The following is a 13,176-nucleotide window of genomic DNA, read 5'->3' as shown; positions in this document are numbered from 1 at the left end:
TCGAATAACGACCTAAAGCGCGATGACGATTCATCCTGATCGCATCGCGCTTCAGCCCGAGGCGCGTTGCAATTCGGCGGAGCCGGGGGCGTCGAATTTTCCGGGTGCGGTCGTCGCCGTCTTGCGTGTCAGCGGCACCTCGAGGCGGCACAACAGTCCTTCGGCTCGCCAATCGAATTGCGCCTGTCCACCGAGCTGGGACTCGACGCTCGCAAGCAGGCTCCGCGTGCCGAAGCCGCGAGATTTCGGGGTCATGACGAGCGGACCGCCGGACTCTTCCCACCTCAGCGTCAGCAGCTGGTCCTCGACCTGCCAGCCGATCATGAGCCGTCCCGACCTGGTCGAGAGTGCGCCATACTTGGCCGAGTTGGTGAAGAGCTCGTGCAACGCGAGCGCCAGCGTCTGAGCCGTCGCCGGCACCAACTGGACCTCCGGACCCGCCAATACGATCTGGCCGCCGAGCGAATAGGGCGCAAGCTCCTCGTCGATCAGCTTGGAGAGCTCCGCGCCCTGCCAGCTCGACAGCGACAGGATGGTGTGCACGCGCGCCAGCGCGTTGATGCGTCCCTCGACGGCGTTGACATAGGCCTTGACCTCGTCGGCACGGGTGAGACGCACGATGGACTGCGCCAGCGCCAGCGCATTCTTGGCGCGATGATCGACTTCCCGCGCCAGCAGATTCTGCCGTTCCTCGGCTCGCTTGCGTTCGGTGATGTCCACGGTGACACCGCTCACACGCACGACACGACCGCTGTCGTCGACCGTCGCGGCCGCCGTGCCGACGCACCAGCGCACCTCACCGTCGGGCCGCACAATGCGAAACTCGGTCTCATAGGCCCGCGTGCCCTTGTTGAACTCGGCGATCGCCTTGCGCAACTGATCGACGTCGTCGGGATGCAACAGCGCCTGAACGTTGGCCGGATTGACCTCGAAGCTCTCCGGGCCGACGCCAAAGATGCGATATTGCCCCTCGTCCCACATCCAGTCGCCGCTGATCCAGTCCCAATCCCAGGAGCCCATCTTGCCGGCGGCGATCGCCATGCTGCGCCGCTGCTCGCTTTCGCGCAGCTTCGCGGTGGAGTTCTCCAGTTCCGCGGTGCGCGCGCGGACGCGGTCCTCGAGCTCCTGGTTCAGCCGTTCCAGCTCGCGGGTCTTGCGGTACAGCTCGGCAAACACCTTGATCTTGGCGCGGAGCACCTCGGGCACGACCGGAACCGGCACGTAGTCGACCGCGCCCATCTCGTAGCCGCGCAACCGGTCGATGTCGCTGACCTGGATGGCGGAGATGAAGATCATCGCGGTCTTCTGGAAGCGCGGATGCTCGCGGATCATCGCGGCGAGCTCGAAGCCGTCGAGCTCGGGCATGCAGACGTCGACCAGGATCACCGCGATCTCGGTCTTGAGCAGCACCTCCAGCGCCTCGCGTCCGGACGAAGCGATCACGAGGTTCTCGCCGAGTTCCTTCAGGATCACCTCATAGGCGAGCAGCTTGGCCGGCTGGTCGTCGACGAGCAGGATGTTGACCTTTTCGTGGTCCATTCGCGGGCCCAACTCAGCGGTGCAGCCACATGCGGATCGCAAGCAGCAATTGATCGGTGTTGACGGGTTTGGCGAGGTAATCGGACGCGCCGGCTTCGAGGCATTTTTCCCGGTCACCCTTCATCGCCTTGGCGGTCAGCGCGATGATCGGAAGGCGGGCGAAGGCCGGGTTTTCGCGAATGACGCCGATGGTCTGGTAGCCATCCATCTGCGGCATCATGATGTCCATCAGAACGATGGCGATCTCCGGATTGGATTCGACCAGGGTGACGGCTTCACTGCCGGTCGTGGCAGTCAGCACCTTCATGCCGCGCCGTTCCAGCACGCTCGACAGCGCGAAGATGTTGCGGGCGTCGTCGTCGACGAGAAGCGCGGTCTTGCCGATCAAATCCTCGTCGGAACTGTTCAGCTTCTCCAGCATGCGCTGCTTCTCGACCGGAAGCTCCGTGATCACGCGGTGCAGGAACAGCGCGGTCTCGTCGAGCAGGCGCTCGGGCGATTCCACGCCCTTGACCACGATGCTGCGCGCCATGGTGTGGAGTTCCGCATCCTCCTCCGCCGAAAGCTCGCGGCCGGTGAAGACCACGACCGGAACGTTCGACAGCGCCTCGTCGTTGCGGATCTGGTCCAGTACCTCGAAGCCGCTCATGTCGGGCAGCCGGAGGTCGAGCACCACGCAGTCGCAGGGCGCCTCGCGCAGCGTCGAGAGCGCGCCGGCGCCGGTGTCGGTCGTCACGATCTCGATGTCGTCGTGGTGCAGCAGCTCGCGGATCGAAAGCTGCTCGGCCTCGTTGTCTTCGACGATCAGGAGCCGCTTGCGCCTGGGACGCGCATATTCCTTGATCTGCGTCAGCGCCGCCGAGACGCCCTCGGTCGTCGTCGGCTTGTTGACGAAGGAGAACGCGCCACGGGCCAGCGCATGCTGGCGGTCCTCGTCGAGCGTGATGATCTGCACGGGGATGTGGCGCGTCAGAGGATTGTGCTTGAGCTGGCTCAGCACGGTCCAGCCGAGCATGTCAGGCAGGAACACGTCGAGCGAGACTGCTCTCGGCTGGTACTGCTTGGCAAGCTCCAGCGCCTCGGCGCCGCGGCCGGCGACCAGAACCTTGAATCCCTTGTCGCGCGCGAGGTCGACCAGCACACGTGCATAATGCGGGTCGTCCTCGACGATCAGGAGGATGCTGTCGCCAGGCTCGAGGTTGAGCCGGTCGTCGGGAAGCTGCTCGATGACGCGCTGCTGCTCCGGCGCGGCCGGCTGCAGCGCCGGCGGCTGGTTGTATTGCTGCGGCGCGGGTGCGGCGCGCGGCGCGAGCGTCGGGCCGGAATATTTGAGCGGCAGATACAGCGTGAACGACGAGCCCTTGCCTGGCGAGCTGCGCAGATGAATCTCGCCGCCGAGCAGGCTTGCCAGTTCGCGACTGATCGCAAGCCCAAGGCCAGTGCCGCCATATTTCCGGCTGGTGCCGGCGTCGGCCTGCTGGAACGCCTCGAAGATCAGCTTCTGCTTCTCCAGGGGAATGCCGATGCCGGTGTCGGACACTTCGAACGCGATCACCGCCGGCGCGGAGTTCAGTACCGGATGATCCGTTCCCCAGCCGCCGACCGCGGCGGCGACATTGAGGCGCACCTCGCCTTCGGCGGTGAACTTGAAGGCGTTGGAGAGCAGGTTCTTCAGCACCTGTTGCAGGCGCTTGGAGTCGGTGACGATGCTGCGTGGGAGGGCCGGATCGACGTCGATCTTGAATGACAGATTGCGGTTGTCCGCCTCATGCCGGAACGGCCGTCCGACGGTCTCCAGCAGGTTCGCGGTCAGGATTTCCTCGGCGTCGACCGTCACCGTGCCGGATTCGATCTTGGACAGATCCAGAATGTCGCTGATGAGATTGAGCAGGTCGGTGCCGGCGCCGTGGATGGTGCGGGCGAATTCGACCTGCTTGGCCGAGAGGTTGCCGTCCGGATTGTCGGTGAGCTGCTGTCCCAGGATCAGGATCGAGTTCAGCGGCGTGCGCAGCTCGTGGCTCATATTGGCGAGGAATTCGGACTTGTACTTCGAGGTCAGCGCGAGCTCGGTCGCCTTTTCCTCGAGGGCGCGGCGGGCCTGCTCGATCTCCTGGTTCTTGCGCTCGACCTCGACGTTGCGCTCGGCGAGCTGCTGTGCCTTCTGTTCGAGCTGGTCGTTGGTCTGCTGCAATTCGCGCTGCTGGGTCTGGAGTTCGCCGGCAAGCTGCTGCGACTGCTTGAGCAGGCCTTCGGTCTGCATGGTCGCTTCGATCGAATTGAGCACGATGCCGATGGAGTCGGTGAGCTGCTCCAGGAAAGTCATCTGGGAGGTCGTGAAGGAGACGAGCGAGGCGAGCTCGATCACGGCCTTGACCTGGCCCTCGAACAGCACCGGTAGCACGACGAGGTTCTTCGGCGCGACCCGGAACAGCGCCGAGTTGATCGGCACCGCGTCGGACGGAATGTCGGCGACCACGCGCGGCCGCTTGTCGAGCGCGCACTGGCCGATCAAGCCGTCGCCGAACTGCAGCACGCGCTGATACGGGTAGATGCCGTCACTGGCATAGGAGGCCAGCAGCAGGAGCTGCGGATTGTCCTCGCTCTCGACCTGGTAGATCACGCCGGTATGGGCGTTCACCAGCGGCGACAGCTCGGTGAGCAGCAGCCGGCCCACCGTGGTGAGGTCGCGCTGGCCTTGCAGCATGTTGGTGAATTTGGCGAGGTTGGTCTTCAGCCAGTCCTGCTCGGTGTTCACGTCCGTCGTGAGACGGAGGTTCGTGATCATCGTGTTGATGTTGTCTTTCAGCTCGGCGAGCTCGCCGCGGGCGTCGACCTGGATCGACCGCGTCAGATCGCCTTTGGTCACGGCGGTCGCGACTTCCGCGATCGCGCGCACCTGCGAGGTGAGGTTGGCCGCGAGCAGGTTGACGTTACCAGTGAGGTCCTTCCAGGTGCCGGCGGCGCGGGGCACGTCGGCCTGGCCGCCGAGCCGGCCTTCGACGCCGACCTCGCGTGCCACCGACGTCACCTGGTCGGCGAAGGTCGCGAGCGTCTCGGTCATGTTGTTGATGGTATCGGCGAGAGCGGCGACTTCGCCCTTGGATTTCACAGTGAGGTTCTGCTTGAGGTCGCCGTTGGCGACCGCGGTCACAACCTTGACGATGCCGCGGACCTGCTCGGTCAGGTTCGCCGCCATGAAGTTGACGGTGTCGGTGAGATCCTTCCAGGTGCCGGCGACGCCGGGCACCTGGGCCTGGCCGCCGAGCTCGCCCTCGGTGCCGACCTCGCGCGCCACGCGGGTGACTTCGCCCGCGAAGGCGTTGAGCTGGTCCACCATGGTGTTGATGGTGTTCTTCAGCTCGAGGATTTCGCCCTTCACGTCGACGGTGATCTTGCGGGACAAGTCACCGCGCGCGACCGCCGTGGTCACTTCGGCGATGTTGCGGACCTGGGTGGTGAGGTTCGCCGCCAGCAGGTTGACGTTGTCGGTCAGATCCTTCCACGTGCCGCCGACGCCGGGCACGACGGCCTGACCGCCGAGCCGGCCTTCGGTGCCGACCTCGCGCGCCACGCGCGTCACTTCGGCGGCGAAGGAGCGCAGCTGCTCGACCATGGTGTTCAAGGTGTCCTTGAGCAGCAGGATCTCGCCGCGCACGTCCACCGTGATCTTCTTCGACAGGTCGCCGCCGGCGATCGCGGTCGCGACCTCCGCGATGTTGCGGACCTGAGCCGTGAGGTTCGAGGCCATGAAGTTGACGTTGTCGGTGAGGTCCTTCCAGGTGCCGGCGACGCCGGGCACTTCGGCCTGACCGCCGAGCTTGCCTTCGGTGCCGACCTCGCGCGCCACGCGCGTCACTTCGCCGGCAAAGCCGTTGAGCTGGTCCACCATGGTGTTGATGGTGTTCTTCAGCTCGAGGATTTCGCCCTTCACGTCGACGGTAATCTTGCGCGACAGGTCGCCGCGCGCCACGGCGGTGGTCACTTCGGCGATGTTGCGGACCTGGGCGGTGAGGTTGCCGGCCATTGAGTTCACGGAGTCGGTCAAGTCCTTCCAGGTGCCGGCGACGCCCGGCACGTTGGCCTGACCGCCGAGGCGGCCTTCGGTGCCGACCTCGCGCGCCACGCGCGTCACCTCGCCCGCGAAGCGGTTGAGCTGGTCGACCATCGTGTTCAGCGTGTCCTTGAGCTGCAGGATCTCGCCGCGCACGTCCACGGTGATCTTGCGCGACAGGTCGCCGCCGGCGATCGCGGTCGCGACCTCGGCGATGTTGCGGACCTGGGCGGTGAGGTTGCCCGCCATCGAGTTCACGGAGTCGGTCAAGTCCTTCCAGGTGCCGGCAACGCCGGGCACGCCGGCCTGGCCGCCGAGCTTGCCGTCGGTGCCGACCTCGCGGGCGACGCGCGTGACTTCGCCGGCGAAGGCGTTGAGCTGGTCGACCATGGTGTTGAGCGTTTCCTTCAGCTGAAGGATTTCGCCCGACACGTTCACCGTGATCTTCTTCGACAGATCGCCCTTGGCGACCGCGGTCGCGACCTCGGCGATGTTGCGGACCTGGCCGGTGAGGTTCGAGGCCATCGAGTTGACGCTGTCGGTGAGGTCCTTCCAGGTGCCGCCGACGCCGCGCACGACGGCCTGGCCGCCGAGCTTGCCTTCGGTGCCGACCTCGCGGGCGACGCGCGTGACCTCGCCGGCGAAGGCGTTGAGCTGGTCCACCATAGTGTTGATGGTGTCCTTCAGCTCCAGGATCTCACCGCGCACGTCCACCGTGATCTTCTTCGACAAATCGCCGCCGGCAACTGCCGTCGTCACTTCCGCGATGTTGCGGACCTGCGCGGTCAGGTTCGAGGCCATCGAATTGACGCTTTCGGTGAGGTCCTTCCAGGTGCCGGCGACGCCGAGCACGTTGGCCTGGCCGCCGAGCCGGCCCTCGGTGCCGACCTCGCGTGCGACGCGCGTCACTTCGCCGGCAAAGGCGTTGAGCTGGTCGACCATGGTGTTGAGCGTCTCCTTCAGCTGAAGGATTTCGCCCGAGACGTTCACCGTGATCTTCTTCGAGAGGTCGCCGCTCGCGATGGCGGTGGCGACGTCGGCGATGTTGCGGACCTGCGCGGTCAGGTTCGAGGCCATGAAGTTGACGTTGTCGGTGAGGTCCTTCCAGGTGCCGGCGACGCCAGGCACCTGCGCCTGGCCGCCGAGCTTGCCTTCGGTGCCGACCTCGCGCGCCACGCGGGTCACTTCCGAGGCGAACGAGTTGAGCTGGTCCACCATGGTGTTGATGGTGTCCTTCAGCTCCAGGATCTCGCCGCGCACGTCCACCGTGATCTTGCGCGAGAGGTCGCCGCGCGCCACGGCGGTGGTGACGTTGGCGATGTTGCGAACCTGCGCGGTCAGGTTGCCGCACATCGCGTTGACGGAGTCGGTCAGGTCCTTCCAGGTGCCGGCGACGCCGGGCACGATCGCCTGGCCGCCGAGCTTGCCGTCGGTGCCGACCTCGCGCGCCACGCGCGTCACTTCGGAGGCGAAGGAGCGGAGCTGGTCCACCATCGTGTTGATGGCTTCCTTGAGCTGGAGGATCTCGCCGCGGACGTCGACCGTGATCTTCTTGGAGAGGTCGCCGTTGGCGACCGCGATCGTCACCTCGGCGATGTTGCGAACCTGGTTGGTCAGGTTGTTCGCCATCGAGTTGACGCTCTCGGTAAGGTCCTTCCAGACGCCGGTCACCTCAGGCACCTGGGCCTGGCCGCCGAGCTTGCCTTCGGTGCCGACCTCGCGCGCCACGCGCGTCACCTCGGAGGTGAACACGCCGAGCTGCTTGATCATGGTGTTGACGATGGTCGCCGACTGCAGGAATTCGCCCCGGAGCGGACGGCCATCGACGTCGAGCTTGACGGTCTGAAGCAGGTCGCCTTGCGCCACCGCGGCGACCGCACGCGTCACCTCGCGGGTCGGCCACAGCAGATCGTCGATCAGCGTGTTGACGGAGCCTTCCATGTCGGCCCAGGAGCCGGAGGCGAGGCCGAATTTCACGCGCTGGCGCGTCTTGCCCTCGCGGCCGACCACCTGGCCGACCAGCTCGAGCTGCTGCGCCATGCGCTGGTTGGCGGCGATGATTTCATTAAAAGTGTCGGCGATCTTGCCGTCGATGCCGAGATAGTCGCCGCTCATCCGGACGGAGAAATCGCCGCTACGCATGGCCTGCAGGGCGAGCAGCAATTCGGCCCGGGAATCCGGATCCGATACACCATTGGGTTTTGGCTTTGGGACGCGACGACCGGACCGTGATGCAGATCCGGGATCGAGGTCGCTCATACTGATTCCCCCGCAGGTGTCGGCCGAATCCACGGCAAGACGCAATTGTCAAAATAGAGCGTCAGCCAAATTCGAAATCAAGCGCCAACGTGTGACGCGAGGTATGGAACCTGTCTTGCTCAGCCCGACGGCAATAACCGCAACCCGCTGAATTGGTTCCATTGGGGTCCAAAAAAGAAACCGCATCGGCGACCCGCCCCATTGTCGGTCCCCGGAAGGCCCCTTCGGAACGGAGCGCCGAGCCTCGCGGTTAGCCCCAAAACAGGGAGAAGGGATATGAAAGCAGGACTTGCTGCGATCGTCGTCATGCTGTTTGCCGGGTCAGCCTTGGCACAGGGCGGGGCGCCCAGCGGCCGCGGGGCGGTGACCGGCGATCCCGCCGCGAGCTCCGCCAGCCCGAAGGCGGATTCACCGACCACGGGGGCGGCGACCCGGTCGAACCCGAGCGGAAGCGGCACCTCATCTTCGGGCGGCAAGGATGACAATGGCGATGCGGGTCGGGACAAGATGCCGGAGAGCGACCGCACCGTGCGGCCGCAGAGCCAGCAACATCATCCGAACTCCAAGTAAGAACTCCAAGTAACGAGGCTACTTGTCCGCCATGGTGCGCTCGGCGTTCTTGACCTGCGCGCGCAGCATCGGGAGCTGCTCGCGCGCAAACGTTGCGAGCGCCGCATTGTCGGGCGCCTTCAGGTAGCTTTCGAGCAGCTTGATGGCCGATTCGTATTCCGGAATCTGCGAGGCATAGAAGCTTCGGACGTAAGTCGGTCCGTCCGAGGTTTCGGGCTCGATCAGGCTGGCGCCGACGGACGTCGTCTTGCCGACGCGCGGCTCCGCGCCGATCGCCTCCTGGATCTGCTTCAGCGCCTTGTCGCGCTTGGCAGCTTCCTCGGCACGCAAGGCGGCGAGGTTCTTGACCTCGGCGTTGCCCTTCAGATCGGTGCTCTCCAGGAGGCCCTGCTGGAAGCGGCTGAAATCATAGAGGCCGCTGATGACGTCGGTCGCGCTCGGAGGGCGGTCGCCAGACTTTCGTTCACCGGTGCTGTCGGCAAGCGCGGCGGTGCTGATGAATGCCAGGACGATCGCGACAGGAACTCGCATCGATATCAAACAGCGAATCACGGGCGAAGTTCCCTGAACATTACGATCCGGAAAGCGGGTTGCGACGCGAGAGTTCCGTCCCCACGTCTTCAACATGAAACAGTCTGACATCTTCAGGGATAATGCCGACAACTGTCTTCAGCTCGCTGAGCGCGCCGAGGGACAACCCGCTCATAAGCGCTTTTCGCGCATGGCGGACGCCTGGACGGCGCTCGCTCACGAGCAGGATTGGCTTGATGGCGAAATTCCGCCCGTCGTGGTCCGTTTCCCTCAAAAGCAGGATGCGTGAGGGCCCTCTCTTCGTGAATCCGCGTGTGAGACCGCTCACGGAACACAAGTGACCAATCCAGGATGATCAGGGAATAGTCGATCGCGTTGGTTTTCGCTTCCAGAAGGAGGTTTTGTGATGGCTCCACGTCTGGCTCTTCTTTCACTCATTCTCGCCTTTGGTGTCTCGGTTGCGTTCGCGACGGTGACGACGGTGCGCCAGGTTCATCTGGAGAAGGCATCGGCTGCGGTCCACGCGGCGCACAGCTAACGCCGCGCCGGAACATTCGACGCCGCAGTGCGTAACCGCTTCGACACATCAGGAGAGGCGAAGCACATCATGGCCCATTCCGACCACGGCATCGTCAAGGACAAGCGGGCGGAGGAACAGCCGCGCGACAAGCAGCGCGCGCAGTCCGTGCACAAGACGGATCCGCAAAAGACGGGTTCGAAAGGCTCACCGTCGCGGGAGGCGACGCGCGATCCCAAGCTGAACGACAACAGCAAGACCCCGGGCTCAGGCATGACGCCGGACGATTCCGGCGACGCGCCGAGCGGCTAACATCGCATCGCGCTTTAGACGCAACGGATTAGCGCGAGGAACGAATCCTCGCGCAAGGCGTCGACAGGTTGCTTCCGGTTGTCATGCCCCCGGTGCGCCGGAAGCAATCTCCAAGGACGGCCCTGGCATCCACCGTGCCGGGGTCGTTCGCTTATGAACGGTTCTTGCGGGTCAGCCCCCGGTGCCGTTCTCGGGATCTTCCTGAGTATGTCCGTCGGGTCCGCGGCCGAACACGCCGAAGCTGCTCGACTTCACACCCGCACCTGCGTCGACGCCGACGGCGGCCAGTCCGAACCTGAGCAGTTCGCGGACCGCTGCCGCACGCGTCGGCATGCGATGTTTGAACCGGAAATCGTCAACGGCGGCCAACTCGTCCGGCGAGAGCATGACCTGAAGGCGCTCGGCGCGAAGGTCGTTCATGGTCGATCACGCAATTGAGTAGATTGAGTAGGTTACTCAACAAACTAACTTGGCGGGAGTTCCACAAGAGTCGAAAAAGACGCCAAATGAGTAAGAAAGTATAGCAAAATCAATAGGTTATTATTGAAACGACTTTGGCGGTGGCGCATTCTCTTGGAAAGGGAGAGAAGCCATGACGGACGAAGTCAGGTTGCCCCGAAAGCTTTCCGAAGAGCCGGAAGCCCCCAAGCCGGTGCGTCCCAGCCACCAGAAGGTCATCGAACAAGTCGAGCGCTGGGCCAACAGCCCGGGGCTGCAGCCACCGAGGACGGAAGATGCGAAGACGATCTGAGCCACATACATTCGAGCAGCGTCTCGGGGCGCAGAAGCTGCGGCTGGAGCACGAACTGTCGGGCTTGGCGGACGGCCCCCAGCGTGACGTTATTCTGGCGCGCATCGATCAGCTTCAGACGGCCGCCGAAATGTATGGTTTTCTGAAGCTACGGGAAGAGGCCGCGGCCCCTCGCTGATGGCCCCATGGGTTCGGTCTGCGTGGTGCGCGAGGTGATGCGAAGCTTTCGTCGCAGCCACCACGCCGACACCGACACGGCCGCCCATACCAGGATGGCGGCCACGAATGCGCCGATCACGGTTGTCGAAACCACGACATAAAAGACTGCAGCAAATGCCGCCAGGCCGATGCTTCCCAGGCCGGCACCGGCGGCATCGAGCGCCGCGGCCTGCTGCCCGCGTCTGTCTCCGCTGAGGCCGGCCTTTTCCTTGGCGCGGCGCTGATGGCTTTCGATCAGCGTTGCGCTGGCGCAGAAGATGGCGGGGAGCGCGAGGAAGAGACCGCCGACGGAGACGCCGAAACCTGTGGTCACGGCCCCCGCGAGGACGGTCGCCAGTCCGCCGAGCAGAAAGCGGATACCATACTCGTACCACCGCGTCTGTTTGAGCGCCGATGTAGACAGTTTGACCAGCATCAGGCAGCACCTCCGAAACCCGCGAGCAGAGCGAAGGCGACGACGAGCCATGCGGCAAAAGCGAGGGTGGTGGCTGGCAGAGCGGAGAAGTGAAACCTCATCAGGAGATGGCAGACGACGAGGCTGTAGCAGCCGAGTGCGATGGCACCATAGATCATCGTCCAGCTTTCGGCGGCGACATATCGCGGGCCGTGCTGGACGACGGCTATGCTGAGGGTGGCCAGCGCGACCGACGGCGCCGCGCCGAGCAGGCCGGCAAAGCTCTTCGGTCGCAGCATGTCGCCCAGGATCGCGAAGGCAGAGACGATCAGGCCGCCGGCGATGAAGCGCAGGAGATATTCGGTCATGACCGGACCCGCGAGGCTTTAGGCCGCCGTTTCGCCAGCGTGAACGGCCTGAACAGTCGCTCGACGGCGACGCCAAGCGTAAAGCCCGCCACCACATCGCTGGCCCAATGCGCAAGCACCACGACGCGCGTCAACGATAGCACCACGGCAAGGGCGCGGACCGCCCGACGCCGGGCAGGCGGAAACAGGCCGGCCGCCGAGGCGAGAGCGCCCATATGCACGGCGTGACCGGAGGGAAATGCGTCGCGGGATCGCCCCGAGAAGGGGACGCCACGCCAATGACCGGTGACGGTCAGCCGGTCCGGCCTGGTCTGATCGAACACGGACTTCAGAACATGCGGCAGTATGGCCGTCGCCAGCGAGACCATCAGAACGTGATCTGCAACGGGACGCTGCTGCGGGTGCCGCAGCCGGGTGTAGAGCCATCCCGCAGCGGCCAGCGCGATGAGCACATGCTCGTCGGCCCCCCAGGTCAATATCTGGGTGGTATGCTCAAGCCCCGAGTTGGTGTTGTGTGCGATCTCGTTCGCGATCGCCGTATCGATCCGGGTGGGTTTGACTGTTACGAGCGCCATCGGTGAGCCGGCGATATTTCCTCCATGACAGATTTGTAAAAGCTTGGAGACAAAGATGGTTCCTGAGCTCCAGCGAGCGTCCCAGCTCTGCTAAGGCTGCCCCGATCCACCCGCCGCCCCGTAAACCTGGCCGGTCGCATAGCTGGCGTCGGCGGCGGCAAGCTGCACGTAGATCGAGGCGAGCTCGACCGGCTGGCCGGGGCGGCCGAGCGGCGTCATGCCGCCGAATTTCTCGAGCTTCTCCATCGTTGCGCCGCCGGAGACCTGAAGCGGCGTCCAGATCGGTCCGGGCGCCACGCCGTTGACGCGGATGCCCTTCGACGCCAGCTGCTTGGCCAGTGCCTTCACATAGTTCATCGTCGCTGCCTTGGTCTGCGCATAATCGTAGAGATCGGGCGAGGGATCGTAAGCCTGCTCGGAGGTCGTGCCGATGATGCAGGATCCGGGCTTGAGATGCGGCAGCGCCGCCTTGATGATCCAGAATGGCGCGTAGATGTTGGTCTTCATGGTCGCGTCGAAGTCCTCCGAGGAGACGTCGAGGATGGAGGCGCGCGCCTGCTGCCGGGCGGCATTGTTGACGATGATGTCGAGACCGCCAAGACCTTGCACGGTCTGCTCGACCAGCCTTTTGCAGAAGGCTTCCTCCTGGAGATCGCCGGGGATCGCCAGCCCGGTGCGGCCTTCCTTCTTGATCAGCGCGATCACCTCCTGCGCATCCGGCTCTTCCGCCGCCAGGTAATTGATGGCGACGTCGGCGCCTTCGCGCGCATAGGCAATGGCGGCGGCGCGGCCCATGCCGGAATCGCCGCCGGTGATCAGCGCCTTGCGGCCGGCGAGCCGACCGGAGCCCTTGTAGCTGGTCTCGCCATGGTCCGGCCGCGGCTCCATCTTGCCGGCGAGGCCCGGCCAGGGCTGCGACTGCTTTTTGAACGGCGGCTTCGGAAAGCGGCCGACGGGATCGATCAGCGGCTGCTCGGCCATGTGCGGATCTCCTTTCGCGGTCGAAGACGCCGGCGTGCCGCGGCGAGCGACATGCTCGCGGCGCGAACGACGTGCCGGCTGGATATTGGGGTCCTGTCCTGCTGGGCCA

13 protein-coding genes are annotated in these 13,176 nt (G+C 64.8%); 5 read left to right on the top strand and 8 right to left on the bottom strand.

All coding sequences use genetic code 11. The features are described 5' to 3' along the window. Nucleotides 1-51: 51 nt before the first annotated feature. Together GGD66_RS30370 and GGD66_RS30365 are read right to left on the bottom strand one after the other, a co-directional pair. Nucleotides 52-1,539, bottom strand: coding sequence for an HWE histidine kinase domain-containing protein (locus tag GGD66_RS30370; RefSeq protein WP_179735290.1), 1,488 nt, complete (start codon nucleotides 1,537-1,539; stop codon nucleotides 52-54). A gap of 13 nt (nucleotides 1,540-1,552) precedes the next feature. Then, complete coding sequence (locus GGD66_RS30365) at nucleotides 1,553-7,849, bottom strand: HAMP domain-containing protein (protein ID WP_018321742.1); 6,297 nt, start codon at nucleotides 7,847-7,849, stop codon at nucleotides 1,553-1,555. A gap of 276 nt (nucleotides 7,850-8,125) precedes the next feature. Here GGD66_RS30365 and GGD66_RS30360 point away from each other — a divergent pair, with 276 nt between their 5' ends. Continuing rightward, complete coding sequence (locus tag GGD66_RS30360) at nucleotides 8,126-8,419, top strand: hypothetical protein (protein ID WP_018321741.1); 294 nt, start codon at nucleotides 8,126-8,128, stop codon at nucleotides 8,417-8,419. Between the two features lie 18 nt (nucleotides 8,420-8,437). Here the strand turns inward: GGD66_RS30360 and GGD66_RS30355 are convergent, their stop codons facing one another. After that, complete coding sequence (locus GGD66_RS30355; protein WP_018321740.1) at nucleotides 8,438-8,950, bottom strand: DUF4142 domain-containing protein; 513 nt, start codon at nucleotides 8,948-8,950, stop codon at nucleotides 8,438-8,440. A 94-nt stretch (nucleotides 8,951-9,044) separates the two neighbouring features. Between GGD66_RS30355 and GGD66_RS30350 the strand changes: the two genes are divergently transcribed. From GGD66_RS30350 to GGD66_RS30345, 3 genes are all read left to right on the top strand, one after another. Next, entirely contained in the window at nucleotides 9,045-9,239 is a 195-nt protein-coding gene (locus GGD66_RS30350; RefSeq protein WP_092262557.1) for a hypothetical protein, read from the top strand. 117 nt (nucleotides 9,240-9,356) lie between these two features. Continuing rightward, entirely contained in the window at nucleotides 9,357-9,488 is a 132-nt protein-coding gene (locus GGD66_RS42080; protein WP_283806143.1) for a hypothetical protein, read from the top strand. A gap of 69 nt (nucleotides 9,489-9,557) precedes the next feature. Then, entirely contained in the window at nucleotides 9,558-9,779 is a 222-nt protein-coding gene (locus GGD66_RS30345; RefSeq protein ID WP_028144043.1) for a hypothetical protein, read from the top strand. A 171-nt stretch (nucleotides 9,780-9,950) separates the two neighbouring features. On the opposite strand, the gene GGD66_RS30340 is transcribed toward GGD66_RS30345, so the two are convergent. Beyond that, nucleotides 9,951-10,199, bottom strand: coding sequence for a hypothetical protein (locus GGD66_RS30340; protein ID WP_183231748.1), 249 nt, complete (start codon nucleotides 10,197-10,199; stop codon nucleotides 9,951-9,953). A gap of 172 nt (nucleotides 10,200-10,371) precedes the next feature. On the opposite strand from GGD66_RS30340, the gene GGD66_RS30335 reads away from it, so the two are divergent. Then, nucleotides 10,372-10,530, top strand: a complete 159-nt coding sequence (locus tag GGD66_RS30335) for a hypothetical protein (RefSeq protein WP_018321736.1) — start codon at nucleotides 10,372-10,374, stop codon at nucleotides 10,528-10,530. Nucleotides 10,531-10,678: 148 nt separating this feature from the next. Here GGD66_RS30335 and GGD66_RS30330 read toward each other — a convergent pair whose 3' ends face one another. From GGD66_RS30330 to GGD66_RS30315, 4 genes are all read right to left on the bottom strand, one after another. Then, nucleotides 10,679-11,164: a hypothetical protein gene (locus tag GGD66_RS30330; RefSeq protein WP_183260003.1), complete on the bottom strand. Its 486-nt coding sequence runs from the start codon at nucleotides 11,162-11,164 to the stop codon at nucleotides 10,679-10,681. Then, nucleotides 11,164-11,511: a DUF3147 family protein gene (locus GGD66_RS30325; RefSeq protein ID WP_092262571.1), complete on the bottom strand. Its 348-nt coding sequence runs from the start codon at nucleotides 11,509-11,511 to the stop codon at nucleotides 11,164-11,166. Before GGD66_RS30325 ends, GGD66_RS30330 begins: the two co-directional genes overlap by 1 nt. After that, nucleotides 11,508-12,086: a phosphatase PAP2 family protein gene (locus tag GGD66_RS30320; protein ID WP_183260002.1), complete on the bottom strand. Its 579-nt coding sequence runs from the start codon at nucleotides 12,084-12,086 to the stop codon at nucleotides 11,508-11,510. The genes GGD66_RS30325 and GGD66_RS30320 overlap by 4 nt, the downstream gene beginning before the upstream one ends. 90 nt (nucleotides 12,087-12,176) lie before the next feature. Next, nucleotides 12,177-13,067: an SDR family oxidoreductase gene (locus GGD66_RS30315; protein WP_183238063.1), complete on the bottom strand. Its 891-nt coding sequence runs from the start codon at nucleotides 13,065-13,067 to the stop codon at nucleotides 12,177-12,179. Nucleotides 13,068-13,176 lie beyond the last annotated feature (109 nt).

Source organism: Bradyrhizobium sp. CIR48 (assembly GCF_014198315.1).
GTDB lineage: Bacteria > Pseudomonadota > Alphaproteobacteria > Rhizobiales > Xanthobacteraceae > Bradyrhizobium.
Note: the sequence above shows the minus strand (reverse complement) of the source record. Positions and strands in the feature narration are given on the sequence as shown.

Excerpts from the sequence above, each read along its gene's own strand:
- GGD66_RS30370 (WP_179735290.1), bottom strand. The coding sequence starts at position 1,539 with ATGGACCACGAAAAGGTCAACATCCTGCTCGTCGACGACCAGCCGGCC.
- GGD66_RS30365 (WP_018321742.1), bottom strand. The coding sequence starts at position 7,849 with ATGAGCGACCTCGATCCCGGATCTGCATCACGGTCCGGTCGTCGCGTC.
- GGD66_RS30360 (WP_018321741.1), top strand. The coding sequence starts at position 8,126 with ATGAAAGCAGGACTTGCTGCGATCGTCGTCATGCTGTTTGCCGGGTCA.
- GGD66_RS30355 (WP_018321740.1), bottom strand. The coding sequence starts at position 8,950 with ATGCGAGTTCCTGTCGCGATCGTCCTGGCATTCATCAGCACCGCCGCG.
- GGD66_RS30350 (WP_092262557.1), top strand. The coding sequence starts at position 9,045 with ATGAAACAGTCTGACATCTTCAGGGATAATGCCGACAACTGTCTTCAG.
- GGD66_RS42080 (WP_283806143.1), top strand. The coding sequence starts at position 9,357 with ATGGCTCCACGTCTGGCTCTTCTTTCACTCATTCTCGCCTTTGGTGTC.
- GGD66_RS30345 (WP_028144043.1), top strand. The coding sequence starts at position 9,558 with ATGGCCCATTCCGACCACGGCATCGTCAAGGACAAGCGGGCGGAGGAA.
- GGD66_RS30340 (WP_183231748.1), bottom strand. The coding sequence starts at position 10,199 with ATGAACGACCTTCGCGCCGAGCGCCTTCAGGTCATGCTCTCGCCGGAC.
- GGD66_RS30335 (WP_018321736.1), top strand. The coding sequence starts at position 10,372 with ATGACGGACGAAGTCAGGTTGCCCCGAAAGCTTTCCGAAGAGCCGGAA.
- GGD66_RS30330 (WP_183260003.1), bottom strand. The coding sequence starts at position 11,164 with ATGCTGGTCAAACTGTCTACATCGGCGCTCAAACAGACGCGGTGGTAC.
- GGD66_RS30325 (WP_092262571.1), bottom strand. The coding sequence starts at position 11,511 with ATGACCGAATATCTCCTGCGCTTCATCGCCGGCGGCCTGATCGTCTCT.
- GGD66_RS30320 (WP_183260002.1), bottom strand. The coding sequence starts at position 12,086 with ATGGCGCTCGTAACAGTCAAACCCACCCGGATCGATACGGCGATCGCG.
- GGD66_RS30315 (WP_183238063.1), bottom strand. The coding sequence starts at position 13,067 with ATGGCCGAGCAGCCGCTGATCGATCCCGTCGGCCGCTTTCCGAAGCCG.